General features: G+C 64.1%; 35 protein-coding genes, 1 tRNA gene and 2 pseudogenes. 32 read left to right on the top strand and 6 right to left on the bottom strand.

Annotated elements, in window-relative coordinates; all coding sequences use genetic code 11:
* Positions 1–228 precede the first annotated feature (228 nt).
* Entirely contained in the window at positions 229–975 is a 747-nt protein-coding gene (locus V2L32_RS17575; protein WP_331233840.1) for a hypothetical protein, read from the bottom strand.
* A 151-nt stretch (positions 976–1,126) separates the two neighbouring features.
* Positions 1,127–1,197, bottom strand: a tRNA-Gly gene (locus tag V2L32_RS17570).
* 199 nt (positions 1,198–1,396) lie between these two features.
* Between V2L32_RS17570 and V2L32_RS17565 the strand changes: the two genes are divergently transcribed.
* From V2L32_RS17565 to V2L32_RS17440, 28 genes and pseudogenes are all read left to right on the top strand, one after another.
* Positions 1,397–2,242 (top strand): RNA methyltransferase, encoded by an 846-nt coding sequence (locus V2L32_RS17565; RefSeq protein WP_331233838.1) that lies wholly within the window; start codon positions 1,397–1,399, stop codon positions 2,240–2,242.
* Between the two features lie 2 nt (positions 2,243–2,244).
* Positions 2,245–3,255 (top strand): 50S ribosomal protein L3, encoded by a 1,011-nt coding sequence (locus tag V2L32_RS17560; RefSeq protein ID WP_331233837.1) that lies wholly within the window; start codon positions 2,245–2,247, stop codon positions 3,253–3,255.
* A gap of 1 nt (position 3,256) precedes the next feature.
* A complete protein-coding gene (gene rpl4p / locus V2L32_RS17555; RefSeq protein WP_331233836.1) occupies positions 3,257–4,009 on the top strand; it encodes a 50S ribosomal protein L4 in 753 nt (250 codons plus the stop codon).
* Positions 4,006–4,257, top strand: coding sequence for a 50S ribosomal protein L23 (locus V2L32_RS17550; protein WP_331233835.1), 252 nt, complete (start codon positions 4,006–4,008; stop codon positions 4,255–4,257). The genes rpl4p and V2L32_RS17550 overlap by 4 nt, the downstream gene beginning before the upstream one ends.
* Before the next feature lies 1 nt (position 4,258).
* A complete protein-coding gene (locus V2L32_RS17545; RefSeq protein ID WP_331233834.1) occupies positions 4,259–4,990 on the top strand; it encodes a 50S ribosomal protein L2 in 732 nt (243 codons plus the stop codon).
* On the top strand, positions 4,987–5,409 hold the full coding sequence (locus tag V2L32_RS17540; protein WP_331233833.1) for a 30S ribosomal protein S19: 423 nt from the start codon (positions 4,987–4,989) through the stop codon (positions 5,407–5,409). Before V2L32_RS17545 ends, V2L32_RS17540 begins: the two co-directional genes overlap by 4 nt.
* A 9-nt stretch (positions 5,410–5,418) precedes the next feature.
* A pseudogene (locus V2L32_RS17535) lies at positions 5,419–5,883 on the top strand (50S ribosomal protein L22); the annotation flags it as partial.
* 225 nt (positions 5,884–6,108) lie between these two features.
* Positions 6,109–7,035: a 30S ribosomal protein S3 gene (locus V2L32_RS17530; protein ID WP_331233831.1), complete on the top strand. Its 927-nt coding sequence runs from the start codon at positions 6,109–6,111 to the stop codon at positions 7,033–7,035.
* Positions 7,035–7,241, top strand: coding sequence for a 50S ribosomal protein L29 (rpmC, locus tag V2L32_RS17525; RefSeq protein WP_331233830.1), 207 nt, complete (start codon positions 7,035–7,037; stop codon positions 7,239–7,241). The genes V2L32_RS17530 and rpmC overlap by 1 nt, the downstream gene beginning before the upstream one ends.
* Entirely contained in the window at positions 7,241–7,639 is a 399-nt protein-coding gene (locus V2L32_RS17520) for a ribonuclease P protein component 1 (protein ID WP_409348385.1), read from the top strand. Before rpmC ends, V2L32_RS17520 begins: the two co-directional genes overlap by 1 nt.
* On the top strand, positions 7,630–8,043 hold the full coding sequence (locus tag V2L32_RS17515; RefSeq protein ID WP_331233829.1) for a 30S ribosomal protein S17: 414 nt from the start codon (positions 7,630–7,632) through the stop codon (positions 8,041–8,043). Before V2L32_RS17520 ends, V2L32_RS17515 begins: the two co-directional genes overlap by 10 nt.
* Complete coding sequence (locus V2L32_RS17510; RefSeq protein ID WP_331233828.1) at positions 8,043–8,441, top strand: 50S ribosomal protein L14; 399 nt, start codon at positions 8,043–8,045, stop codon at positions 8,439–8,441. The genes V2L32_RS17515 and V2L32_RS17510 overlap by 1 nt, the downstream gene beginning before the upstream one ends.
* A 4-nt stretch (positions 8,442–8,445) precedes the next feature.
* Positions 8,446–8,802 carry a 50S ribosomal protein L24 gene (rplX, locus tag V2L32_RS17505; RefSeq protein ID WP_331233827.1) on the top strand — a complete coding sequence of 119 codons (357 nt, stop codon included), beginning with the start codon at positions 8,446–8,448 and terminating at the stop codon, positions 8,800–8,802.
* A complete protein-coding gene (locus V2L32_RS17500; protein ID WP_331233826.1) occupies positions 8,795–9,508 on the top strand; it encodes a 30S ribosomal protein S4e in 714 nt (237 codons plus the stop codon). The genes rplX and V2L32_RS17500 overlap by 8 nt, the downstream gene beginning before the upstream one ends.
* Positions 9,505–10,041, top strand: a complete 537-nt coding sequence (locus tag V2L32_RS17495) for a 50S ribosomal protein L5 (RefSeq protein ID WP_331233825.1) — start codon at positions 9,505–9,507, stop codon at positions 10,039–10,041. Before V2L32_RS17500 ends, V2L32_RS17495 begins: the two co-directional genes overlap by 4 nt.
* A complete protein-coding gene (locus V2L32_RS17490) occupies positions 10,034–10,210 on the top strand; it encodes a 30S ribosomal protein S14 (RefSeq protein ID WP_331233824.1) in 177 nt (58 codons plus the stop codon). The genes V2L32_RS17495 and V2L32_RS17490 overlap by 8 nt, the downstream gene beginning before the upstream one ends.
* A 1-nt stretch (position 10,211) precedes the next feature.
* Entirely contained in the window at positions 10,212–10,604 is a 393-nt protein-coding gene (locus V2L32_RS17485) for a 30S ribosomal protein S8 (protein WP_331233823.1), read from the top strand.
* A 2-nt stretch (positions 10,605–10,606) separates the two neighbouring features.
* Positions 10,607–11,143, top strand: a complete 537-nt coding sequence (locus V2L32_RS17480) for a 50S ribosomal protein L6 (protein ID WP_331233822.1) — start codon at positions 10,607–10,609, stop codon at positions 11,141–11,143.
* Between the two features lies 1 nt (position 11,144).
* Positions 11,145–11,846, top strand: a complete 702-nt coding sequence (locus V2L32_RS17475; protein WP_331233821.1) for a 50S ribosomal protein L32e — start codon at positions 11,145–11,147, stop codon at positions 11,844–11,846.
* On the top strand, positions 11,839–12,288 hold the full coding sequence (locus V2L32_RS17470) for a 50S ribosomal protein L19e (RefSeq protein WP_331233820.1): 450 nt from the start codon (positions 11,839–11,841) through the stop codon (positions 12,286–12,288). Before V2L32_RS17475 ends, V2L32_RS17470 begins: the two co-directional genes overlap by 8 nt.
* Positions 12,288–12,845 carry a 50S ribosomal protein L18 gene (locus V2L32_RS17465; protein ID WP_331233819.1) on the top strand — a complete coding sequence of 186 codons (558 nt, stop codon included), beginning with the start codon at positions 12,288–12,290 and terminating at the stop codon, positions 12,843–12,845. Before V2L32_RS17470 ends, V2L32_RS17465 begins: the two co-directional genes overlap by 1 nt.
* Entirely contained in the window at positions 12,845–13,489 is a 645-nt protein-coding gene (locus tag V2L32_RS17460) for a 30S ribosomal protein S5 (RefSeq protein WP_331233818.1), read from the top strand. Before V2L32_RS17465 ends, V2L32_RS17460 begins: the two co-directional genes overlap by 1 nt.
* Entirely contained in the window at positions 13,489–13,953 is a 465-nt protein-coding gene (gene rpmD, locus V2L32_RS17455; protein WP_331233817.1) for a 50S ribosomal protein L30, read from the top strand. Before V2L32_RS17460 ends, rpmD begins: the two co-directional genes overlap by 1 nt.
* Positions 13,950–14,459: an uL15m family ribosomal protein gene (locus V2L32_RS17450; RefSeq protein WP_331233816.1), complete on the top strand. Its 510-nt coding sequence runs from the start codon at positions 13,950–13,952 to the stop codon at positions 14,457–14,459. The genes rpmD and V2L32_RS17450 overlap by 4 nt, the downstream gene beginning before the upstream one ends.
* A 3-nt stretch (positions 14,460–14,462) precedes the next feature.
* Positions 14,463–15,926: a preprotein translocase subunit SecY gene (secY, locus tag V2L32_RS17445; protein ID WP_331233815.1), complete on the top strand. Its 1,464-nt coding sequence runs from the start codon at positions 14,463–14,465 to the stop codon at positions 15,924–15,926.
* A 145-nt stretch (positions 15,927–16,071) separates the two neighbouring features.
* A pseudogene (locus V2L32_RS21250) lies at positions 16,072–16,470 on the top strand (DUF7845 domain-containing protein); the annotation flags it as partial.
* A gap of 38 nt (positions 16,471–16,508) precedes the next feature.
* Positions 16,509–16,703, top strand: a complete 195-nt coding sequence (locus V2L32_RS21245; protein ID WP_457852204.1) for a DUF7845 domain-containing protein — start codon at positions 16,509–16,511, stop codon at positions 16,701–16,703.
* A 113-nt stretch (positions 16,704–16,816) separates the two neighbouring features.
* The gene (locus tag V2L32_RS17440; protein WP_331233814.1) at positions 16,817–18,016 is read left to right on the top strand and encodes a M14 family zinc carboxypeptidase; all 1,200 of its coding nucleotides are present in this window, start codon (positions 16,817–16,819) and stop codon (positions 18,014–18,016) included.
* Positions 18,017–18,290: 274 nt separating this feature from the next.
* Here V2L32_RS17440 and V2L32_RS17435 read toward each other — a convergent pair whose 3' ends face one another.
* Positions 18,291–19,073 carry a 3-oxoacyl-ACP reductase family protein gene (locus V2L32_RS17435; protein WP_331233813.1) on the bottom strand — a complete coding sequence of 261 codons (783 nt, stop codon included), beginning with the start codon at positions 19,071–19,073 and terminating at the stop codon, positions 18,291–18,293.
* A 321-nt stretch (positions 19,074–19,394) separates the two neighbouring features.
* On the opposite strand from V2L32_RS17435, the gene V2L32_RS17430 reads away from it, so the two are divergent.
* Together V2L32_RS17430 and V2L32_RS17425 are read left to right on the top strand one after the other, a co-directional pair.
* Entirely contained in the window at positions 19,395–19,757 is a 363-nt protein-coding gene (locus V2L32_RS17430) for a FaeA/PapI family transcriptional regulator (RefSeq protein ID WP_331233812.1), read from the top strand.
* A gap of 3 nt (positions 19,758–19,760) precedes the next feature.
* On the top strand, positions 19,761–20,216 hold the full coding sequence (locus V2L32_RS17425; RefSeq protein WP_331233811.1) for a type II toxin-antitoxin system VapC family toxin: 456 nt from the start codon (positions 19,761–19,763) through the stop codon (positions 20,214–20,216).
* Positions 20,217–20,347: 131 nt separating this feature from the next.
* Here V2L32_RS17425 and V2L32_RS17420 read toward each other — a convergent pair whose 3' ends face one another.
* Complete coding sequence (locus V2L32_RS17420) at positions 20,348–20,989, bottom strand: hypothetical protein (protein WP_331233810.1); 642 nt, start codon at positions 20,987–20,989, stop codon at positions 20,348–20,350.
* Positions 20,990–21,580: 591 nt separating this feature from the next.
* Here V2L32_RS17420 and V2L32_RS17415 point away from each other — a divergent pair.
* Positions 21,581–21,730 carry a hypothetical protein gene (locus V2L32_RS17415; protein WP_331233809.1) on the top strand — a complete coding sequence of 50 codons (150 nt, stop codon included), beginning with the start codon at positions 21,581–21,583 and terminating at the stop codon, positions 21,728–21,730.
* 8 nt (positions 21,731–21,738) lie between these two features.
* Here the strand turns inward: V2L32_RS17415 and V2L32_RS17410 are convergent, their stop codons facing one another.
* Both V2L32_RS17410 and V2L32_RS17405 read right to left on the bottom strand, forming a co-directional pair.
* On the bottom strand, positions 21,739–23,019 hold the full coding sequence (locus V2L32_RS17410) for a site-specific integrase (RefSeq protein ID WP_331233808.1): 1,281 nt from the start codon (positions 23,017–23,019) through the stop codon (positions 21,739–21,741).
* Positions 23,020–23,338: 319 nt separating this feature from the next.
* Positions 23,339–24,154: a sulfite exporter TauE/SafE family protein gene (locus V2L32_RS17405; protein ID WP_409348453.1), complete on the bottom strand. Its 816-nt coding sequence runs from the start codon at positions 24,152–24,154 to the stop codon at positions 23,339–23,341.
* 529 nt (positions 24,155–24,683) lie between these two features.
* Here V2L32_RS17405 and V2L32_RS17400 point away from each other — a divergent pair.
* Complete coding sequence (locus V2L32_RS17400) at positions 24,684–25,175, top strand: hypothetical protein (protein ID WP_331233806.1); 492 nt, start codon at positions 24,684–24,686, stop codon at positions 25,173–25,175.
* Positions 25,176–25,212: the final 37 nt, after the last annotated feature.

Raw genomic sequence — 25,212 nt, 5'->3', positions numbered from 1 at the left:
GGACCGTATTCGCGGCTCGCGTGGGTCGTTGAACACACGCTCGCGTGAGCCGACTGAGGTGGGTGGACGTCGAGAAGCGGGCACACGACCTCCTATCGACTCGGAGGTCGTCCGCGGACGGTACGAATGCGCGAAGAAAACGGGCCACGGACTGGCCGTTCGATCTACGCCTCCGTGTCACGCTCACGGTCGGCGGTGGTGCCTCCGAAAAAACTGCCGATCGGGCACTTACTCTGCGTCGAGGTCGTACGTGAAGTACGTCGCCCAACTGCCCCGCCCGTTCCCGCGGCCTCTCCCGTCGCTGATCCGATCACCGTCGGCCCACGCGGAGACGGTGACGACCTCCTCTTCGTCCTCTTCTTCATCGTCGCCTTCCTCTTCTTCATCGTCGCCGTCCTCTTCTTCGTCTTCGCCCTCCTCGCCGTCTCCCGTCTCCTCCTCGTCGTCTCCGTTGTCGTCCCCGTTCTCTTGCGCTATCTCTGCGTCTTCTTCGTCGCCTTCCTCTTCTCCCTCATCTCCGTTTTCTTCGTCTTCTTCCTCGTCGTCTTCCTCGACTACCATGGCGAGTTCGGCGTGTGCGGCGACGTCCACCTCGCCCTCCTCGTCGGTCTCGACCAGGTGAGTGACGGAGGCCGTCTCGTCCTCTAACTCGTGTTCGGAGGAGTACTCGAAGTGTCCCGGTCGGGGGTTTCCACCCGGGTTCGTCACGTCGTCGATATCACCGACGTGGAGGTGTGTCTCGACGATCGACCACTCGCTGTCCTCGTCGAGGTCGTACGTCACTTCGAGGCCCTCCTCGCCACCGGAAAGCGTGATGCTCCCGACGAGTTCGTCCTCGTTCGCGTAGAGGTCGACCGAGTTCGATTCTTCCGCCGCGGCCGGGGTAGCTCCCGTAATAGCGACGACACCGATACCGGCAGCGACTGTCCCACGAACGAACCGCCGCCGACTGACTCCGTTGGATTCACCAAACATATCCGATCTACTAACGTGTCTAAACTGTTATGAACGTATCGGCCGTTCACTCCCTGATTCGAATCGCCAGATACCGCATTCGTGGCTCACGGTGTAGACAGCGAGCCTCGCGGACGCTCGGCATCGCTGTCCGGGTTGTTCGCCGTAGAAGTGCGCTGGCTGGGATTTGAACCCAGGTTGTGACCATGGCAAGGTCACGTGATACCACTACACTACCAGCGCCCTGTTGCAGTTCCCACTAACCGTCGGTCACCGTATAAGAGTTGCGGAACGACCGAATCGCGCCGCGCTCGGACGACCGATCCGCAGCCGATTTCACGCGTGAGACGGCCTCACAGCGTCCGCTGAATCCGCTATCCTTTTACGAGTGCGTCGGGTACGACCGGCACAGTCTAGTGAGACGGCGTGAAAGCGTCACGGCATGACCGTCAGCGTACTCGTGCCGTCGTCCATCGTCCGCGAAGCCGAGGACAAACGCGAGGCGACTCGCAAACTCGGCACCGTCGCCCGCGCGGCGACGGTCTTCCGGGCGGACCGGCTCTCGGTCTTCCCCGACGGGGGAGGGGAGGGACGGTGGGGCGGCGGGTTCGTCGAAACCGTACTGAAGTACGCCGCGACGCCCCCCTACCTCCGAAAGGAGGCGTGGGGGCGGCGGGACGAACTGGAGTTCGCGGGCGTCCTGCCGCCGCTTCGCGCCCTCTCACGGACCGGCTCCGGATCCACCGATCCGGGGTCGTTAAGACAGGGAATCGTGACCGAGGTCGGACCTGATGACCGCGTTCGGGTCACTTGCGGACTGCAACACCCGATCTCACTCGGCGTGCCGAAAGAAATGGAGGTCGCCGAGGGGGAGCGCGTCACCGTCAGGATCTCTTCGCGACGACCGGTCCGCGCACGGCTGGTGGACGAGCCCACGGGGCTCGCAGTCGAGCGTGTGGACCTTCAGGCGGCGCTCGGCCGTGAGGACGCCGGCGTCCGTATCGCGACGTCGAGGTTCGGTGAACCGCTCACCGTCTCTCGGCTGCGGACGCTGGCCGGACGGGTCGAGGGCGACGGGACGACCGTCGCCTTCGGCTCGCCCGCGAGAGGGCTGCCGGAGATCCTCGGGGTAGAACCCGAGGTGGTCGAGCGGTCGGGAGACGACGTCGAACCCGCTGGGGGGTTCGACCTCTGGTTAAACGTGATCCCGAACCAGGGCAGCGAGGTCGTGCGAACGGAGGAGGCGATGTTCGCCGCGCTCGCCTGTCTGTCGCTCACGGAGGAGTAAGAATGGCACAACCACACACACCACGCAAAGGCTCGATGGGCTTCGGCCCGCGGAAGCGAGCGACCAGCGAGGTCCCCCGCTTCCGGTCCTGGCCGGACGACGACGGACAGCCGGGGCTGCAGGGCTTCGCCGGCTACAAGACCGGCATGACCCACGTGGTGATGATCAACGACGAGGCGAACTCGCCCGTCGAAGGGATGGAACAGACCGTCCCCGTCACCATCGTGGAGACCCCGCCCATGCGCGCGGTCGCACTCAGAGCCTACGAACAGACGCCGTACGGAACGCGACCCGTCGGCGAGGTCTGGACCGACGAGTTCGACGACGAACTCGACCGGGCGCTCGACCTCCCGGCGGAGTACGACGAAGAGGCGGAAGACGAGCTGCGCGCGGCGATCGACGAGGGTCGGGTCGACGACCTGCGGATGATCACCCACACGACCCCCGCCGTGCTCAAGGCCGTCCCACAGAAGCGACCCCACGTGATGGAGACGCGCATCGGCGGCGGCAGCCTCGTCGAGCGGGCGGAGTTCGGCTTCGACCTGCTCGACGAGGGCGGCGAGCACGCCGCGACGGACGTGTTCCGCCCCGGCGAGTACGTCGACGTCGGCGGCATCACGAAGGGGAAGGGGACCCAGGGTCCCGTCAAGCGCTGGGGCGTCCAGAAGCGCAAGGGCAAACACGCCCGCCAGGGCTGGCGACGACGGATCGGCAACCTCGGTCCGTGGAACCCCTCCCGGGTGCGCTCGACGGTCCCCCAGCAGGGACAGACCGGCTACCACCAGCGGACGGAACTGAACAAGCGCCTGATCGACATCGCCGACGACGGCATCGCCCCCGAGGGTGGGTTCGTCAACTACGGCGAGGTCGAAGGCCCCTACGCGCTGATCAAGGGCTCGCTGCCGGGCCCGAAAAAGCGCTTGGTCAGGTTCCGCCCGGCGGTACGCCCGAACGACCAGCCGCGCCTCGACCCCGAGGTGCGCCACGTCTCGACGGCATCACAGCAGGGATAACATGAACGCAACAGTCTACGACACGGACGGTGCCGAAGCGGGCGAGGTCGACCTCCCCGCAGTCTTCGAGACGCCGTACCGTCCGGACCTGATCAAGCGGGCGGTGCTCGCCGCGCAGGCGAACCGCACTCAGCCCTACGGCGCGGACGAGCACGCGGGGATGCGGACCTCGGCGGAGTCACCGGGCTCCGGCCGCGGTCTCGCACACGTCCCGCGCTCGCGCGGGCGCGGACGACGCGTCCCGCAGACCGTGAGCGGCCGCAAGGCCCACCCGCCGAAGGCGGAGAAGGACCGATCACAGGACATCAACACCAAAGAGCGAAAGCTCGCGGTCAGAAGCGCCATCGCCGCCACCGCCGACGCAGAGCGCGTCGCCGAACGCGGCCACCGCTTCGACGAGGAGCTGGCGCTCCCGCTCGTCGTCTCCGACGAGTTCGAGGAGCTGCTGAAGACGAAGGAGGTCGTCTCGTTCCTCGAGGCGGTCGGTGCCCACGACGATGTCGTGCGCGCCGACGAGGGCCGACACGTCCGTGCCGGGCAGGGGAAACTGCGCGGTCGGAAGTACAAGGAGCCCACGTCGATCCTCTTCGTCACCTCCAGCGAGGCCGGCCCGTCGAAGGCGGCCCGGAACCTCGCGGGCGTCGACGTCGCCACGGCGGCGAACGTCAGCGCGGAGGATCTGGCACCGGGGACGCTCCCGGGTCGACTGACGGTCTGGACCGAGAGCGCACTCGAGGAGGTAGCGGACCGATGAGCGTCATCGTCCACCCGCTCGTCACGGAGAAGGCGATGAACGACATGGACTTCGAGAACAAGCTCCAGTTCATCGTCGGCCTCGAGGCGACGAAGACCGAGATCGAGGAGGCGGTCGCGGAGCGCTACGACGTCTCCGTCGAGAGCGTGAACACACAGATTACCATGCAAGGACAGAAGAAGGCGGTCGTGCGTCTCGGAGACGACGACGACGCACAGGAAGTCGCCTCACGGATCGGGGTGTTCTGAGATGGGACGACGCATTCAAGGCCAGCGACGAGGGCGCGGCACGCCGACGTTCCGCGCGCCGTCGCACCGGTACAAGGCCGACCTCTCCCACCGAAAGGAAGGCGCGGATCTGGTGACCGGAACCGTCGTCGGGATCGAACACGATCCCGCGCGATCGGCGCCGGTCGCGGACGTCGAGTTCGACGACGGCGACCGCCGACTCGTCCTCGCCCCCGAGGGCGTGGCCGTCGGCGAGGAGATCCAGATCGGGATCAGTGCGGAGATCAAGCCGGGCAACACGCTCCCGCTGGCGGAGATCCCCGAGGGCGTGCCGGTCTGCAACGTCGAGCGCCAGCCGGGCGACGGCGGCAAGTTCGCCCGCGCGGGCGGGACGAGCGCGAACCTGATCACCCACGACCGGAACGCGGCGGTCGTCCAGCTGCCGAGCGGACAGATGAAGCGACTGGACCCGCAGTGCAGAGCGACGATCGGCGTCGTCGCCGGTGGCGGCCGCACGGAGAAACCGATCGTGAAGGCCGGGAAGAAGTACCACAAGATGCGCGCACGCGGCGGCAAGTGGCCGAAGGTGCGCGGTGTGGCGATGAACGCCGTCGACCACCCGTTCGGTGGCGGCGGCCGACAGCACCCCGGTCGCCCGAAGTCCGTCTCGCGTGACGCACCGCCTGGCCGCAAGGTCGGCGACATCGCCTCGCGACGGACCGGCCGCGGCGGCAAGGGAGGGAGAAAGAAATGAGCACGGACTACCGAACCGGCCGCGAGGGTGAGTTCACCTACCGCGGTCACACGCTCGAGGAGCTGCAGTCGATGGACGTAGACGAGGTCGCGGAACTGTTACCCGCCCGCCAGCGGCGGAGCATCGTGCGCGGATTCACCGCGGAGCAGCGGAAACTGCTCGAACAGGCCGAGGAGGCGACCGACGAGGGGACGGCGAACGACCCGATCCGGACGCACCTGCGCGACATGCCGGTGCTGCCGGTGATGGTCGGGCTCACATTCGCGGTCCACACCGGCCAGGAGTTCGAGCGCGTCGAGATCCGACCCGAGATGCTCGGACACTACCTCGGCGAGTTCCAGCTCACGCGGACGTCAGTCGAGCACGGACAGGCAGGGATCGGGGCGACCCGCTCCTCGAAGTTCGTGCCGCTGAAATGAGGTGACAGAATGGGAATCAGCTACTCAGTGGAGGTCGAGCCAGACCGGAGCGCGAAGGCGATGCTCCGCGAGCGCCCGATGAGCCACAAACACTCGAAGGAGATCGCCCGGGAGATCAAGGGGATGCGCGCGGGCGAGGCCGTCTCGTACCTCGAACGGGTCGTCGCCGAGGAGGCGGCGGTGCCCTTCAAGTCCCACAACTCCGGGGTCGGTCACCGGAAGAACCTGAAAGGCTGGGACGCCGGTCGCTTCCCGAAGAAGGCGAGCGAGGCCTTTCTCGACCTGCTCGAGAACGGTATCGGCAACGCCGACCACCAGGGGTTCGAGGGCGAGGAGATGACCATCGCCCACGTCGCCGCCCACAAGGTCGGCGAGTCACCCGGTCGAAAGCCCCGCGCGATGGGACGGGCGACCGAGTGGAACACTCCCCTCGTGGACGTCGAACTCGTCCTCGAAGCCGAGGAGGCCCTCGACGCGATCGAAGCCGACGGGGAAGAAGACGAGTCGGACGAGGCAGACGAAGCGGACGACCACGATGACGAGGAGGTCGACGACGAGGAGACGGAGGACGGCGAGGACGACGAGGAACCGAGCGGCGAGGAGGACGTGGCCGACGACGGGGACGACGAGGCGGACTCGGAGGAACCGGCGGCGAGCGCGTCCGACTCGGACGAGACCGAGGAGGGAGGTGAGCAGTAGATGGCAGACGAACACCAGTTCATCGAGACCGGACTCCAGCGCTCACAGATCAACGAGTTCTTCCTAGAGGAGCTCGAGCGCGCCGGCTACGGCGGTATGGAGGTCGCGAAGACCCCGATGGGCACGCAGATCGTGCTCAAGGCCGAGAAACCCGGCATGGTGATCGGCAAGGGCGGGAAGAACATCCGGAAGGTCACCCGGGAGCTCCAGGAGCGCTTCGACCTCGACGACCCCCAGATCGACGTCCAGGAGGTCGACGAGCCGGACCTGAACGCACAGATCGTCGCGTCGCGGCTGGCGAACGCCCTCGAACGAGGGTGGTACTTCCGCAAGGCCGGTCACACGACGATCGACCGGATCATGGACGCGGGCGCGCTCGGCGCCGAGATCGTCCTCTCCGGGAAGGTCACGGGCGCGCGCGGCCGCGTCGAGAAGTTCAACCGCGGGTACATCAAGCACAACGGCGAGCCCGCCCAGGAGATCGTGGACCACGGCCAGGCCGTCTCCGTGATGAAACTCGGCACGATCGGCGTGACCGTGAAGATCATCCCGCCGGGCGCGCGACTCCCCGACGACTTCCGCATCCACGACGACGCGGACACCTCCTCGCTGGTCGCCGAGCCGATCGGCGCCGGCGAGGACATCTCCGACGCGCTCGACAAGGTCGGCGAGGACCTCGGCGAGGTCGAGGCCGCAGCCCAGGGCGCCGGTGCCGAAACCGGCGGCGAGATCGACGAGGGTGTGGTCGAAGAGGAGCTCGTCGAGGGCGAGGAGCCGATCGAGGCCGGGGCCGTCGACGAGGAGATCGTCGAAGAGGTCGCGGAGGAGGTCGAAGCGGACGAGAGCGAGGAGCTCGACGAGGACGTCGAGGCCGAGGCGGCCCGGATCGTCGCCGAGATGGAAGCCGACGACGGGGGCGAGGACTGATGGCGATCCTCTACACCGAGGAGATCCGCGACATGACCGCCGCCGAGCGCGCGGCCGAACTCGAGGAGCTCGAGACCGAGCTGCTCAACATGAAGGCGGTGCAGGCCGCCGGCGGCGCGCCGGAGAACCCCGGCCGGATCGGCGAACTGAAGCGGACGATCGCCCGGATCAAGACGATCCAGCGAGAGGAAGAGGACGACGAATAATGGCGCTCACACCCGAGACGCTCCCGCGACACGAGCTCAACGGACTGCCCGTACGGGTAGTCGACGCCGAGAACGCCGACCTGATCGGCATCTCGGGGATCGTCGTGATCGAGTCGATGAAGACGGTCCACGTCCACTCCGACTCGAACGGGGAGTCTCGGGTGCGCCAGGTGCCGAAGGCGGGCAGCGTCTTCGAGTTCACGCTACCCACAGATGACGCCGCGCTCTCCCGAGAGGGGGACGAGACCGCGGGGGAACGGGATCGTGCCGGCGGGCACGCTCGCGCCGGTAGGCGCGCTACCCGCGACTCCGAGGCTTCCGTTACGGTCGATGGGGACCGACTGCTCTCACGGCCCGCACGACGCACCGAGACCACAGGTGATTCACCATGGCGATAGGATTAGACGTAAAGAACCCACCGGAGCCAGAGAATCCGGACACGTACGACTACGAGAAGTGTCCGTTCTACGGCGAGCTCCCCGTCCGAGGCCAGATCCTCGAGGGAGTCGTCGCGAGCGCGGACATGGAGAAGACCGTGGTCGTCGAACGAGAGTACGACGTTCCCGTACGCAAGTACGATCGGTACATGAAACGTCGCTCGCGCGTCCCGGCACACGTGCCGGGCGTGCTCGAGCCCATCTCGGTCGGCGACCGCGTGAAGATAGCAGAGACACGGCCGCTCTCGAAGACGAAGAGCCACGTCGTCGTCGAGGTCACCCCCGCCGAGGAGGCGGAGGGATCGACCCGGTTCGACGAGGTGGAGGCGGCCGACCCCGGTGTCGACGAGGAGAGTGAGGCGTGATGGAGGCGCTGAAAGCCGACGTCACCCGCGGGCTCGCGAAGGGCTCGCTGCTCAACTGCGTCGACAACACCGGTGCCCGCGAGCTGAAGCTGATCAGCGTCGCCGGCTACCACGGGACGAAGAACCGGCACCCGAAGGCGGGCGTCGGCGACAAGATCACCGTCTCGGTCACCAAGGGGACGCCCGAGATGCGCCGCCAGGTGGTCGAGGCGGTGATCATCCGCCAACGCAAGCCGATCCGGCGGCCGGACGGCACCCGCGTGAAGTTCGAGGACAACGCCGCGGTCGTCATCGACGACGTCGGCGATCCCCGAGGAACGGAGATCAAGGGACCGATCGCGCGCGAGGTCGCCGAACGGTTCGGACCGATCGCGAGCACCGCGACGATGATCGTCTAGTACAATGAGCAAACAACCACGCAAACAGCGAACCGCGACCGCCGAGGCGCCGCTGCACGAGCGCCACAAGCAGGTGCACGCCACGCTCTCGGCCGAGCTCCGTGAGGATCACGGCACGCGCCGGACGCGGATCAACGCGGGCGACACCGTCGAGGTGCTCCGCGGCGACTTCGCGGGCGAGGAGGGCGAGGTCCTCCGCGTCGACCTCAAGGGGAGCGTCGTCCACGTCGAGGGCGTCACCGTCGAGAAGGCAGACGGCGAGGAGGTCCCCCGACCGGTCGATCCGAGCAACGTCCGGATCACGGCGCTCGACCTCTCGGATACGGTTCGCGAGACACGACTGGAGAGTGACGATGAGTAACCACCAGAAACGACTCTCGGTACCGAAATCGTGGCCGGTCGAGCGGAAGACCGCGACGTACACGGTGAAGGCGACGGCGGGCCCCCACGGCGAGGCGGGCGTCCCGCTCCTGATCCTGCTCCGTGACGTCCTCGGCTACGTCGATTCGAAACGCGAGGCAACGTACGCCGTCAACCAGGGTACGGTACTGGTCAACGGCGAGCCGATCCGCGACGTCAGACGCCCGATCGGGATGTTCGACATCCTCGGGTTCACCGAGCGCGGCGAGTACTACCGGGTGTTCCCCGACGAGGGCGGTCGGCTCGCGCTGACGCCGATCCCCGAGGACGACGCCGACGGCAAACTCGGGAAGATCGTCGACAAGCGAACCGTCAAGGGCGGGGCGACCCAGCTCCAGCTGCACGACGGCCGCACGCTCAGGCTCGAGGACGAGGGACGCGAGTACGCAACGGGCGACTCGATCGTCATCGGCTTCGAGGACGACGCCGTTCTCGCACACTTCGAGTACGAGGAGGGCGCGCTGGTCACCGCGGTGCAGGGCCAGCACGCCGGCGTGATCGGACGAGTGGAGTCGATCGACGTGATCCGCTCGTCGGCGCCGAACACGGTGTCGGTCGAGAGCGAGGACGGCGGCTTCGAGACGGTAGAGGAGTACGTCGTCGTGATCGACGAGAACTTCACGGACGACGGAGGTGAGGCCGAATGAGCAGCGAATCGGAGTCCGAGGGCGAGTTCCACGCGATGCGAGAACCGGTCGTCGAGAAGGTCGTCGTCCACATGGGCGTCGGCACCGGCGGCCGCGAACTCGGCCACGCCGAGGAGATCCTCGAGGACCTCACGGGTCAGGCGTCGGTCAGAACGCAGGCGAAGAAGACGGTGCCCGAGTTCGGGCTGCGCCAGGGCGATCCGATCGGCGCGAAGGTAACGCTTCGCGACGAGGCCGCCCGCGAGTTCCTCGCGGACGCGCTGCCGCTCGGATCGATCTCGCGGAACCAGTTCGACCAGACCGGCAACGTCAGCTTCGGCATCGAGGAACACACCGAGTTCGAGGGCCAGGAGTACGATCCCACGGTGGGGATCTACGGCCTCGACGTCACCGTGAACATGGTTCGGCCGGGGTATCGGGTCGCGAAACGCGACGTCCGGACCCGGTCGATCCCACAGGACCACCGGCTCACCGCCGAGGACGCGATCGCGTACCTCGAGAGCGAGTTCGACGTGGAGATAACAGATGAGTGAATCAGAGACCGAATCGGCGGGCGTCGAGGAGACGCGCGAGACGGGCCAGGAGCGTGCCTGCCAGCGCTGTGACCGGAAACAGGGCTTAGTAGGCAAGTACGACATCTGGCTCTGTCGACAGTGTTTCAGAGAGATCGCCCGCGAGATGGGATTCAAGAAGTACAGCTAATATGACGACGACAGATCCGTTCAGCAACGCGCTCTCGGGGTTGAACAACGCCGAGAGCGTCGGACACCTCTCGCATACGGTACAGCCCGCCTCGAACCAGATCGGGGCCGTCCTGGAAGTGCTCTACGACCGCGGCTACATCGCGGGCTTCGAGTACACCGAGGACGGTCGCGCAGGCACGTTCGAGGTCGAACTGAAAGGTGCGATAAACCGCTGTGGTGCGGTCAAGCCCCGCTACTCGGCGGGCGCAGACGAGTTCGAGAAGTGGGAGAAGCGCTATCTCCCCGCCCGCGACTACGGGACGCTCATCGTCACGACCAGCCACGGCATCATGAGCCACTACGAGGCCCGCGAGGCGGGCGTCGGCGGCCAGGTGATCGCGTACGTCTACTAACAATGACACGAATTGAACTCGAGATCCCGGACGAGGTCGACGTGAGCGTCGACCACCTCGACGTGACCGTCTCGGGGCCGGAGGGTGAGGTCACTCGCCGGCTCTGGTACCCCGACGTGAGGGTGACGGTCGACGACGAACACGTCGTCATCGAGAGCGACACGGAGAACGCGAAGACGAACGCGACGGTCGGTACGTTCGAGAGCCACCTCGAGAACGCCTTCCACGGCGTCACCGAGGGCTGGGAGTACAAGATGGAGGTCGTCTACTCGCACTTCCCGATGCAGGTGAACGTGGAGGGCGAGGACGTCGTCATCGAGAACTTCCTCGGCGAGCGTGCCTCCCGGCGGACGACGATCCACGGCGATACCGTGGTGCAGGTCGACGGCGACGACCTCGTCCTCTCGGGGCCGAACAAGGAGCACGTCGGCCAGACGGCCGCCGACATCGAACAGCTCACCCGGATAAACGACAAGGACACGCGCGTCTTCCAGGACGGCGTCTACATCACGCAGAAACCGAAGACGGAGGCGGTCTGAGATGGCGGAGACGCTAGAGGAGATCAGCGGCGTCGGCGAGTCGAAAGCCGAGGCCTTGCGCGAGGCCGGCTACGAGTCCGTCGAGGACGTCCAGGCGGCGAGCCAGGCCGAACTCGCGGAGGTCGAGGGTATCGGCAACGCGCTCGCGGCGCGTATCAAGGCCGACGTCGGCGGCCTCGAGATCGACGAGGAGGCCGAGGCGGAGATCGAAGACGACGCGCCGCCGGAAGAAGAGGTCGAAGACGAGGACGTCGAGACCGAACTGCGTCCCCGCGGACACGCGGAGAAGACGCCCGATCTCGGCGACGAGGAGTCGCGGCTGCTCACCCAGCGGGCACGCGAGGGGAAGCCGGCGTTCAAGCGCCAGGACTACCACATGAAAAAGCGGACGCCCGAGTCGTGGCGCAAACCGCGTGGAAACCTCTCGAAGCAGCGCCGCCGGATGAAGAGCCGCGGGCCCGTCGTCGAGGCGGGCTTCCGGACACCGGAGGCCGTTCGAGGAAAGCACCCGAGCGGCTTCGACGAGGTACTCGTGCACACGCCAGGCGAGGTCGACGGTGTCGACGGCGACACCGAAGCGATCCGTATCGGCTCGACCGTCGGCGGGCGGAAGCGAGAGCGGATCGAAGAGGCCGCCGAGGAGGCGGGGATCCGCGTGCTGAATCCGACCTACGAGGAGGTCGAGGTGAGTTCGGATGAGTGATCTGAAAGCACAGAAACGACTGGCTGCGGACGTCCTCGGCGTGGGGAAGAACCGCGTGTGGCTCGACCCCGACGCACAGGGCGAGATCGCGAACGCGATCACGAGAGAGGAGATCCGCGACCTGGTCGACCAGGGGTCGATCAGGGCGAAGGAGGAGAAGGGTAACTCCCGCGGACGGGCGCGAGAGCGCAACGCGAAGCGGGCCTACGGCCACCTGAAGGGGCCGGGGAAGCGAAAGGGGAAAGCCGGCGCGCGCCAGGGCCGAAAGGAGGACTGGCAGAGCCGCATCCGGGCCCAGCGCAGGCGGCTGCGCGAGCTCAGAGACGAGGGCGAGCTGACCCCGACGCAGTACAGAGCGCTGTACGCGAAGGCGGGCGGCGGCGAGTTCAGGAGTGTCAGATACATGGAGACGTTCATCGAGGAGCGATACGGAGACGAATAATGGCTACAGGACCACGATACAAGGTGCCGATGCGTCGGCGCCGAGAGGTCAGGACGGACTACCACCAGAGGTTGCGCCTGTTGAAATCCGGTAAGGCCAGGCTCGTCGCCCGGCCGTCGAACAAGCACATCAGGGCGCAGCTGATCGCGACCGGCCCACAGGGAGACGAGACGCTCGCGAGCGCACACTCCGCGGACCTCGCGGAGTACGGCTGGGAGGCGCCCACGGGGAACCTCTCGGCGGCGTACCTCACCGGGCTGCTCGCGGGGAAACGCGCGATAGAGGCCGGCGTCGAGGAGGCGGTGCTGGACATCGGCCTGCACACGGCGACGCCCGGCAGCAAGGTGTTCGCGGTGCAGGAGGGCGCGATCGACGCGGGACTCGAGGTCCCGCACAACGACAGCGTGCTCGCTGACTGGGAGCGAACCCGCGGCGAGCATATCGCGGCGTACGCCGAGTCGCTCGACGAGCCGCTCTACTCCGGCGAGTTCGACGCGACGGAGCTGCCCGCGCACTTCGACGAGGTGCGCGAGGCGATCATGGAGGAGACCCACTGATGGCGAGAAACAACAACGGATGGGAGCCCCGAACCCGTCTCGGCCGGAAGGTCAGAGACGGCGATATCACGTCGATGGAGCAGGCGCTCGACTCCGGGCTGCCGCTGAAGGAGACCGAGATCGTCGACCAGCTCCTTCCCGGACTCGAGGACGAGGTGCTCGACATCAACATGGTCCAGCGGATGACCGACTCCGGTCGGCGAGTCAAGTTCCGCTGTGTCTGTGCGGTCGGCAACCGCGACGGCTTCGTCGGCTACGCCGAGGGGCGTGACGATCAGGTCGGCGGCGCCATCCAGAAGGCGATCGGTATCGCGAAGCTGAACATCATCAAGGTCGAGCGCGGCAGCGGCTCCTGGGAGGACCGCGCCGGCGGTCAGCACTCGCTGCTACGGAAGGCGACCGGCAAGGCCGGCAGCGTCACCGTCGAGATCATGCCCGCGCCGAAGGGGCTCGGGCTGGCGGCGGCGCCGACCGTTCGACACATCCTCGAGCTCGCGGGGATCGAGGACGCCTGGACGAAGAGCCACGGCAACACCCGGACGACGATCAACCTCGCGAAGGCGACGTACAACGCCTTACAGAACGCCTCGCGGGCGCGGGTGCCCGACAGGGCGGCCGAAGTCAGACGGGAGGCGAGCGACTGATGCAGGCGGTCGTCCAGCTTCGCGGCGAGGTGAACATGTCCCAGAGCGTCCGCGACACGCTCGGGATGCTCAACCTCCACCGCGTGAACCACTGCACGCTCGTCCCCGAGACCGACACGTACCGTGGGATGGTCGCGAAGGTCAACGACTTCGTCGCCATCGGCCAGCCGAGTCAGGAGGCCGTCGAACAGCTCGTCCGGCGGCGCGGCGAGCCGGAGGAGGGAAGTGCGGAGATCGACGACGAGTGGATCGCGGAAAACACGACCTACGACGACGTCTCAGCGCTCGCGGCCGCTCTGGTCGACGAGGAGACGACGCTCAGAGACGAGGGTCTCTCGCCGGTGTTCCGGCTCCACCCGCCACGCGGCGGGCACAAGGGGATCAAACACCCCCGGACCGACGGCGGCCAGCTCGGCAAGCACACGACAGAGGAGATCGACGAGCTCCTGGAGGCGATGCGATGACCTCGAAGAAGCGCAGACAGCGCGGCTCGCGTACACACGGCGGCGGCACGCACAAGAACCGCCGCGGTGCCGGAAACCGCGGCGGTCGCGGGCGTGCCGGTCGCTCGAAACACGAGTTCCACAACTACGGCCCGCTCGGGAAACACGGCTTCAAGCGCCCGGAGAAGGCGAAAGCGGAGGTCCGTGAGGTCCGCGTCCAGAAACTCGACGAGGACGCCGCGCTCTACGTCGCCGAGGGCCTCGCCGAGGAGACCGACGACGGCTACCGGTTCGATGCCCGGGACTTCGTCGACGACGGCCACGCGGTCGACGTCGTGAAGGTCCTCGGCGGCGGACAGGTCAGAAACAGTTTGGAAGTCACCGCCGACGCGTTCACGGCGGGCGCAGTCGAACTGATCGAAGAGGCCGGTGGCTCGGCGAACCTCTCCGATAGAGCTAGGAAATCGCAAGAGGGCGAAGACGCCGAACCACAAAGTACTGATACCCCCACACCCGACGACGGGTAAGCAATGAGCTGGAAGGAGACCGCCGAACCGGTCCTCACACGAATGCCCGGTGTCACCCGGCCGGAGGGGCACGTCCCCTTCAAGCGAAAGCTCGGGTGGACCGCCGGGGTGCTGGTCGTATACTTTTTCCTCACTAACATCACCCTCTGGGGGCTGCCCGGCACCGAGATCGGCGACGACCTCTTCGGGCAGTTCCGCACGATCCTCGCTGGCGAACACGGCTCGATCATGCAGGTCGGCATCGGACCGATCGTCACCGCGAGCATCGTGCTCCAGCTGCTGGGCGGGGCCGGTCTCCTCGGGTTAGATACGAACGACCCGCGGGACCAGGTGCTCTATCAGGGACTCCAGAAGCTGCTGGTGATCGTGATGACCGCGCTCACCGCGTTCCCGATGGTGTTTTTCGGCGGCTTCCTTCCAGTGGGTCCCGAATCGGCGGCCGCGTACGGCACCTCGACGGTGCAGTGGCTGATGTTCACCCAGATCATGATCGGCGGGATCCTGATCCTGTTCATGGACGAGATCGTCTCGAAGTGGGGTGTCGGCTCGGGGATCGGGCTGTTCATCATCGCCGGGGTGAGCCAGGCGCTCCTGGGCGGGGTGTTCGCCTGGGAGGGTCTGGGCGATCAGCCGGGCTTCCTCGCGGTGTGGATCGGCATCCTGCTGGGAAGCCGGGAGATGCCCTCGCCGCTGACCTCCGAGGGGGTCGTCGCGCTGTTGTTCACCGAGGTGCAACTGCTCGCGATCCTCACCACGTTGGTGATCTTCGCGATCGTCATCTACGCCGAGTCCGTCCGGGTGGAGATCCCGCTCTCGCACGCTCGGGTGAAGGGTGCGCGGGGTCGGTTCCCGGTGAAGCTGATCTACGCGAGCGTCCTGCCGATCATCCTCGTCCGGGCGCTCCAGATGAACATCCAGTTCCTCGGCCGGATCCTCGACAGCCAGTGGGCGGGGATGCCCGCCGCGCTCGGGGTCTACTCGGACGGGCAGGCGGTCTCCGGTTTCTTCTACTACTTCAGCCCGATCATGGGCCCGACGGAGTGGATGTGGTGGCTCGGGACGACCACCGCCGAACCGTGGATGATCGCGATCCGGGTGTTCGTGGATCTGACGTTCATGATCGTTGGGAGTGCGATCTTCGCGATCTTCTGGGTCGAGACGACGAACATGGGGCCGGAAGCGACCGCCCAGCAGATCCAGAACACGGGGATGCAGATCCCCGGTTTCCGACAGAACGTCGGGGTCTACGAGAAGGTCCTCGCCAGATACATCCCGCAGGTGACCGTCATCGGGGGCGCGCTGGTCGGCGGGCTCGCCGTGATGGCGAACATGCTCGGCACGATCGGGAACGTCGACGGGACGGGCCTGCTGCTGGCAGTGTCGATCACGTACAAGCTCTACGAGGAGATCGCCGAGGAGCAACTCATGGAGATGCACCCGATGATGCGCCAGATGTTCGGCAGATAACGCCTATTATCTGTGCTTCTTTAAGTTCTCTACACCCTCCGAGAAACATCTATCGGTTTCTAAGGCAGCCGGTCCCCGTCGGGGGTGGGCGTCGTGACGGCGCGAGCGCGGCACGACCAACCCGCTCGGCCGCTGGGTGAAACGAATGAAACGACGACGGAGTGCCCGAATCACTCCTGCGGACGCTCGATTCGAGTCGTCTTCGTTCCTGGTGCTCGCAGATTCTTCTGTCCTTACTGTGACACTCGTCTGCTTCGGGGCTCTCCCGAGGGGGGTCTACCGTGACCCAGGTGGAGTCAGCCCCGCACGAGTGCGAGGGGAACCTCGTCTTCACCAAGCATGGGTTGTGCCCGTACTGGATCCTTTCGAAGCTCCTCACGCCGGATTCAATGGTTTCTCGGGGGAGATCGAGGTTCCGATCGGCAGCGAATCCTGGACGCTCACTCTTTCGTACCAGAAGAGTGGGATCGCACCGCGGCTGACGGATTCTGTCGGAGGTGATCGACTCTACGAGCTCAGAATCAGTGCCTATGGGCACGGGGAACGGAAGGCGAACTCCTCATCCAACCGTGATTCCCCGACATGCGTCCTTACGAGACTGGCGAGCCGATATCGACGCCGTTCGATAAGAAGGGAATCGAAGGGATCAACGTCCGATTCGCAGAATCGAACCTCGAGCCGGACGAATTCCTCGACCTGTTCCTGGAGTTCGTCCAGGCACAGAAGCAAACTTGCCATTCTACGCTCTGTAGATCTTCCGGAAAATTTATACATTAGCGGATATAAATTTTCATTATTATCCTTTATTGAGTTATTAAGACCTCGTAAATACATCCATTTTGATCTTTGCAAATCTATAAGCACATCTATTATGTGGTTCTTGGTACGCCATGAAAAGGCGCCACATACTTCAGAGCGTAGGAGGTATCGCTGCGGCGAGTACACTCGGTATCGCCGTCACTGGGACAGCTGTCGCCGACTGTGACAAGATCACGCCGAATGGTCCGTTCCCGCCGGAGACGGCCGCGGAGAACTACCAAGGCTTCCTATCGAACGAACAGCTCTACGACCGACTCCACAGACTCGAGAACCGATCGAACGTCGAGTACGAAGAGATCGGCGAGACCTGGGAGGGTCGACCGATCCCGTACGCGACGATCGGCAGCGGGGACTTCCACGTCTTCCACACCACCCAGCAGCACGGCGACGAGCAGCCCGGCACCGAGGCCGCGCTCGACGTCCTGCAGGTGCTCGGGAACGGCCGGGGGAACGACGACATCCTGGACGAGGTGACGATCCACGTCATCCCGCGGCACAACCCGGACGGCTGGGCGCCAGCCGGTGACAACGAGACCCCCACGCGGTCGAACGCGCGCCCCGAGAGCGAATGCCACGATAACCCGTACGCCTCGTGGTGGCAGCCGACGACCCAGTGCGGTCCGGTCGACCCGAACCGCCAGCACTACTTCCAGTTCGACGACCAGACCCTCGCCCAGGTCGATCCGGATGCCTTCGACGCCGATGTCGGGATTCCGGACGAGAACCCCTCGCCGGAGACCCAGGCGATGCTCGACAAGGTCGAGGAGGTCGGCGCCGATCTCGTCGTCGACTGGCACACGCAGTTCACCTACTACGACGACGACTGCGACATGATCAACGTCTCGATGGCCTGGCCGTACAACGAAGCTGCGCCGGACGAGGCGGTCGACCTCTCGAAGCGAGGCGTCGCGGCCCTCCGAGACGGCGTCCAGGGCCGGGCGAACGGGAACGTCTCCCGATATCCCGGCGGCACCACCGTGAACATCGCCCGTAACGCACACGGGGTAGCCGGTCGCGGCAGCATCCTGATCGAGCAGCGAGGTCAGGCGTCGGAGCTGAATAACGCGTCACGCGGCCAGCTGGTTCGCCATGCGAAGTTCATGTTCGACAACCTCCACGCCGAGCTCGCCAGCGGCGCGCTCTTCGAGCGCAGCCCGGACGAGGTCGACGACCTCCAGAACTTCCACAATAACTCCTTCTGGAAGGATCTTCCCGAGGAACAGCAGGCGGAGGCCGAGGCCTGGTGGGAGGAAGAGCGGCACTCGCACTGAACCGGCCGAAACGATCAACGAATGACCTTTTTTAACCTGGTGCCCACGGCGGAGCGTCCGCGATGGCCGCTACGGTCGACCGCCGCGTCGCGCCTCCGGCGCTCTGGCAGATAAGGTAAGTGTGGCTTCGAGCCTGAAGTTGCGAGTCTACTCACGTCTTCAACGGACAGATAGAATCAATTTATGACAGAAACAGCCTGCTACATGGAGAGGCTCTACGCATCAGGCCACGAATACCTATCGAGTTTGGCAACTCGGCAGAAAGACGGCCCCTTTAGAGGTTGTGTCCGCCGGAGACCGACAGGACCTGTCCCGTGATGTGCCCCGACTCCGCGGACGCGAGAAACCGGACGAGGGCCGCAATGTCCTCGGGTTGAGCAAAGCAGGAAAGTGGGATGTCGTCGCGGATGTTCTCCCGAATCGTCTCGGACACGCCGGCGAGCATGTCAGTCTCGGTGAAGCCTGGCGAGACGCAGTTCGCGGTCGACCCTGACGGGGCCAGCTCCTTCGCAAGCGTCATGGTGAGGCCGTGGACGCCTGCCTTCGAAGCGGCGTAGTTCGCCTGACCGAAGTTCCCCTCCTCACCGACGAGGCTGGAGATGTTGACAATACGGCCGTCGTCGGCTTCCTTGATGTCCTCGTAGAATGCCTTGGTCGCGTTAAAAACGCCTGTCAGGTTGGTGCCGATAACGGACTGCCACTCCTCGGGGGTCATCCTCTCGAACGAGCAATCCATCGTAATTCCGGCGTTATTCACCAGCACATCGACTGCACCGAACTCGTCGCGGACACGGTCGGCCATCGTCTGCATGACCTCGAAGTTCGCAACGTCACCCTGCACCGTGATGGCCTCTCCAGCTGTCTCGTCGATGAGACTGGCGACGTCCGTTGCCTCGCCATCCGAGGACCGGTAGTTGACCGCAATATTCCCCCCGTGAGCTCCCAACTCCTCTGCAATACCGCGACCGATACCGCGCGAGGCACCGGTCACGACGATAGTCTTTCCGTCGAGTGCTGTGTCCGACTGACTGTCGACCGTCGGCTGAGCTAGAGACATTGTCTTACCCGCTAGTTGTAGCCAGCGAGGGAAGTAGTTGGTGGGACAATAGGTATCGCGATCCAACCGTGCGGCATTATCCCGTGATGAATACGCGCCGTGTATCTCGCACGCCGGTCCTGACAGTCAATAGATATTATGTAGCCAAATGTATGAGTTCTCTTGCTAATCCATATTGGCATTACCCGGCCATTCTCGGACGAAGAACATGCCTCGAGGAGCCGATCTATCCCTGCTAGTTGTTACGCACCCATAAGCGATAACCCTCCCCATTTGCCGCGCACCAACAGGGCTATAGTGGTGACCTCCGTAGAGTCCTACATGGGACGCAAACGAAACAAGAGTGGGCAGTTCGTCGAGGAGATCGCGCTGAAGGACGTCATCGGCATCCTTCAGGAGAGTGACTCGCCAATCGCGACCGCAAAAGAGGTCGGCGAGACGCTCGGATGCTCCGCCGAAGCCGCTCGGCAGAAGCTTTTAGAGCTTCGTGATCAGGGGCTCGTCGCGCGCCGGCAGGTTGGGGCAGGCGCGGTTGTGTGGTGGCTCATCGACGATGAACCCACTCCCGAACACCCTCCAGAGATCGACCCCAACGATCCACTCTTCAGCGACAAGCCGCTCCTCGCGCCCGAGGACCCGGTTGATGAAACCGAGATCGACGACGTTCTCTACGGCGAGGGCTGATAGGTGTCGGACAGTGATACGCCCGGTGCACTAACCTTGTTTATCGACACTGGAGCGTTCTACGCACGGTTCGTAGAGACGGCACAGCGCCACGAACGCGCGACGTCGGTCTTCAAGGCGATCGGCACCGGTGATGCGGTGTATCGACCGCTGTACACGTCCACGTACGTGCTCGATGAACTGGCGACACTCATTCTTAGTCACCGCAATCACAAGGCCGCCACCACCGCGATCGGATGGGTTCAACAGTCAGCAACTATCGTCATTCACCCCGATGAGACGGACTTTGACGCCGCGCTCGATCAGTTTCGTCATTATGACGACCACGAGATCTCGTTCACCGACCACATGAGCGGTGTACTCGCCGCCGAACGCGACATCAAGCACATGTTCACCTTTGATCCAGACCACTTCCGAACCCTCGGCTTTACGGTTGTTCCAGAGGATACCGGAGAGTAGAGGCTTTGGGAAGGAGTTGAAAAGCTTCAGGCCGCACGGTCCCCTGGATAAAGCGCTCGAGGTGGCTCCCATCGACCTCGTTTACCTTTGTGCCCGTGGATTGTTCCTGTCGATGTAGATCAACCCATTCACTAATTCAGCCCAGTAGATACGCGTGGAAACTTCGGCTCCGAATCCTCTAACTCACCGAGATCGTCAGCATCGAGTTTCCCCGCTTGAACGAGAACTCCAATCTCGGCCGGACTTAGTTCATCACCCTCTCCTTGCTGAAGCTGATTGTAGAGTTTGTCGACATCAGGATTGTATTCGATGTCGATGGAGACCTCGACGTCGGTCGCTTCGCCGACCCAGCGCCCGTCTTTGTCGAAGTTCGCCCCGAAGTAGATTCCCCTCTCGATCAGGTCCTCGAATCGATCCTCGTCCTGTCCGAGACCGAGATAGATGAACGTGATGATCCACTCGAGACATCTATTGAGATCTTCCTCGTTTGTTTCTTCCTGAAAGATCTTGTCTCGTTCGCCCTCGTCCAAAAGTACAGCGAGGAGTGGATAATCGTAGAGCGCGTTGATAACCCGCTCGCGGATGTCTTGCTTGCGATTCGACTCCGATTGTGCGTGTGCGTATTCGCGTAGCCCCCAAAGGAATTCTCGATCGGTGTGTGAAAGGATCCCGCGTGGTCGCTTTTCGAGCTCGATACCTTCCCATTCGATGTCCTCCGCTTCTTCATCTCCAGCGAACAAATCGGTGAAATCCAGTTTATCCTCCTCTACCATGATTCGTCGGTTTCCTCCTACAAACTTCGACCACGCTGTCCGAAATAACTTTATCGGCGCGATACGTGCCGGTAACTGGCAGTGACATGTCGAACCGAACCGAGTCGAGAATTCCCTGCTCGCGCTCTACCCGACAGTTGGTGAAATCGAAGAAGAGAGGTGGTGAATCGTACGATGAACTACTCCAGAAGATGGTAGAACAGTACGACCCCGACGAGGTCGACGAAGCCCAAGAATAGAGAAGGAGCTATGGGAACGTATCGTTCGACGCCAGCGACCATCCCCGTCCAAGGAACTCGGTCACCGGCGTGCGAAGCAAAGGAACGGGTCGGATCGACCCAGCCCTGTACTCTCCACTGGCCTGTGAGTGGACAAAGTACTTTCGGACGATTTCGTCGGAAATCGCCTATGGTTCGATCCAGCTCGTTCGGGTTGGCCTCCTTAAAGGCTCATCCGACGGACAATGAAAGTCACGAGAAGAGAAACACCAGCGGAAGCATCGACTAACAAGCGACAAATCCAACTCTCGCTCGTCGAGTGAGAACCCTGCCTCGAACCAATCCTGAACGCGGACGACTCAGAGGTGGTCGAATGAGCGAAGCGGCACGACCGGAGTTACCGATAGCGATGATAGAATCGAACCGGGAGCTGTTAGAACGGCTCGAAAAATCTTCACTTCCGATCGCGAGAGACGCCGAGCGTACGCTCGCGGTGCTCGACGAAAGAAAGAGTCTCATATGAGTGTAGAGTCAGTCGTCCAAAACGGCGGCTCTCAGGGTGGGGTATTCGGAAATGAGCCGACGGAACTCTCGGACAGCCTCGGTCAGCTCTCCCTCTGCCTCGAGCCCGGATCTGAAGAACCGATCCTCTTGGTCCTCTACAGCCGTACGCGCCTTTTCTGTCGTGGCTGTACCGCATCTGGGACAGAAGCGGGAACTCGGGTTGAGCTGCTCCCGACAGTTTTCGCACGTCTTCGGTCTGGGTGGGGCTGTTCCGGTATCCGTCTCGTCGATGAGGCCTGCACGGATTCGGATCTGATCATTACGCTCGATGTCGGTCGTGTGATCGTATGCCTCGAGCATCCGATCGTCGGCCCAACCAGCGATGTGCTGAATCTCTTTCGGGGTGTATCCCGCCCTAGAGAGTCGGGTAATGGCCGTGTGTCGGAAGTTGTGAGGGTTGACCGGCTTTTGGATATCGGCTCGACTCTTGCATTCCCTGAGCATGCTACGAATACGATCGCTGCTCAGGGCACCCTTCTCCGGTTCCATCCGATCGTATCCGTGAAGAACGTGCCAGAGAGGGGCTTCATCTCTGGGATCGATGTGATGCTGTGCGAGATACGATCGGAGATCCACCTGACTGTAGAGGATCGGATACCGTCTGAGGGGTGCGTCTTTGTGATTGATCCCATTCGAGTTAGGTTTGTAGTGCGGTCGATCCGTGTCGAGGTCATAGACGTCGCCAACCCGCAGTTGAGAGGCCAGGGAGATCCGTGCGGCGGTATCTGCGAGAAACTCGATTAGGGCTTTATCCCGTGCGTTTACAGCTCCAGCTTTGAGTTCTTCGACTTCTTCCTCCGTGGGGACTTGGTCCTCGCTCACGCGTTCTACGTTATGCGAGGGGAGTTCGATGTGTTCATAGAACCCGAAATCCCCAAAGTCGGGTTGTTGGTCGAGCCACTGAAAGAAGATTCTGAGCGCTCGCTTGTACCCGAAGATCCCAGTTCCCTGGGGGTCGAGGTCGTAACCTCCCTGGTCCTTCGGGGCGACGAGTTTTCCCAGAAGTCGTCGCACGTCACCCATTTTCATGTCTACCAGAGGGGTGTCTGCCCGTTCGGAGGCGTTTCTGAGTGTGCTCAGGTCGGTGTAAAGTGTAAGGAGAGCACGGTTTTCGACGTTCTGACGATGAAGTCTCACGAAATCTTCGATCGCATTTCGATCTCGATTGTCGATATCGGCCTCTCGAAGCAGTCTCCACTGGCTTTCGAGCTTTCCTCGGGTGTTGTTGGTGTCGTTCACGTTAGCCATATTCTACCTACACCAGCCCAGATTATAGGCTTTATCAGACGAATATGCGCCAGATGTTCGGCAGATAACGCCGATCATCCGTGCTTGGGTACGCTCTCTACACGCCGTGAGAGAACGCTATCGATTTCTAACGCGGCCGCTCCCTATCGGGGGTAGCAGTCGTGACAGCTCGTGTACGCCACGACCGGCTCATTCGGCCGCTGGCTGTACCAGTCGCGCTGGCCCGTCCACGAGCCGGAACGGATCCCGAATCACTACGTCGACGGACACCGCCGGGCTACCGGTTCCGGTCGCGGTTCGAGTTTCGGTTCCGGGACCCTCACAGCGGCTGGTAGAACGGGATCGGCGGGTGCGGGAGGTGGATCCCGAAGAGCATCAGGCCGTGCTGGAGCGGGACGTACCCGAGGACCACGAACGCGAGGCCGAGGGCCCGATGTAGCTGGACCCGTCGAGCCGTCCCGACCGATCCGAGGATCGTCGCGTAGGCGAACAGGGTCGGGATCGTCCCGAGACCGAGCACTGCGAGCGAGAGGAACCCCCTGAGCGGATCCCCGAGTGCGAACGCGTAGAGGTAGGCGGGGTAGATGATCGGACAGGGCAGGAGCCCGTGGATCGCGCCGAGACCGACGATTCCGGGGGAGTTCGCGAGCCGATCGATCCGATTCGAGAGCGCGGCGAACACCCGACTGAACAGGGAGCCGACGATCGGTACTCTGTGGGTCACGTCGGTCCGACCCGTGAGGTAGTAGACGCCACTGGCGACGATCGCACCGCCGACCAGCACTCCCGCGGTCCCCCGGACGACATCGCCGACGGCTCCGACCACGTCGACGGAGGCGAACGCCACGCCGCCGATCAGAGCGAACAGACCACCCAGCAGCGCGTAGCTCGCGGCTCGACCGAGGTTGAACAGCGTGTGCTGGCGGACCTCGTAGACGGTCAGCACGTCCCCGCGCCGCCCGCGTCCGCTCGCACCGATTCGGTCCGCGTACGTCGTCACGAGCGGGCCACACATGCCCAGACAGTGGGCGCCCGCGAGGAGCCCGACGAGGAAGAAGAGCGCCAGATCGGCGTGCTGGAGCGTCGTTCCGCCGACGAACACGGCGTGATCCACAGTAGAGGGCCAGGTCGTCATCGCCGTCGCAGCGGCGTCGGGCGACGGGGGACGGTTACCGACCATGATCGATCGTGACTCGACGTCCCGACTGAAACATCGATGCGGTGGTGCGTCGGTCTCGCGCGGTACCAGGGTGGTACTCTATCGTACACTCGAGAGCGGGCGGTGTCGGAGGGACGTTTCCCACCGCCTGGCTACTCGCCGTGCTCGCCATCGACGCCATCACCACGGAGGACGGTTCGAGCCGATCGGTGATAACTCCTCCCCGCGATTCGAGATCGCTCGGGACTGCTCTCTCGCTCGACGGCGATCTGTACGATCCTCTCGTGGATTCCGAGGTGTAACGGAAGCCCCGACGGTAAGACCGCCGATTCACCGAGCGAGGACCTCGGTCGGTCACGTGGGTACCACTCGTGTACGACGTCGGGTGATCCATCCGGATCCCGAGATGGGGCTCGGGTCACCTATGACGGGATACCCGAGAGCGTATCGCGGTCCATCGCGCGTACGAAACGTATAGATATCCCCCACGTGTGACTCTCGTTTGATGGGTCGACAGGTGTCAGGTGACCCGGACGCGAACGATACGCGGCGTCGAACGGTCCGCCGGGTCGCCGGACTGCTCGTCCTGCTCGTCGCCTGGATCCACCTCCTCCATCCCCAGTACGGGCTCTCGACGATGCTCCTGTACGCCGAGTTGGGGACGATATACGACCCACGACCGCCGCTGTTCGTCCTCACGGGCGGTGCCCTTCTCGCCGGTGCCGTACTCGGGTATCTCGGAATCCGACGACGACCGCTGTACGCCGCGGGTGCCTGCCTGATGGTGGTCTACGTCGCGGGCTACGTCGCCTGGCACACCGTCCTCGACCACGGCGCGTTCTGGCCACACCTCGCCGGCCACGGACACGAGGAGGTGGGGGTCGCAGAGAGTCTGGGACACCACCTCCGGAACGACACGATCGCATCGGTCGCCAAGGTGACGGAACTGATCCTCCTCGTGCTTCTCTCGTACCTGCTGTGGGTCGATCGGGAGTGACGCCAGTGGTTGTGACGCAGCCCGGGCTAGCGGAGAG

This window comes from Halalkalicoccus sp. CGA53 (genome assembly GCF_036429475.1).
Taxonomy (GTDB): domain Archaea; phylum Halobacteriota; class Halobacteria; order Halobacteriales; family Halalkalicoccaceae; genus Natronorarus; species Natronorarus salvus.
This window is presented reverse-complemented; position numbering and strand designations above follow the sequence as displayed.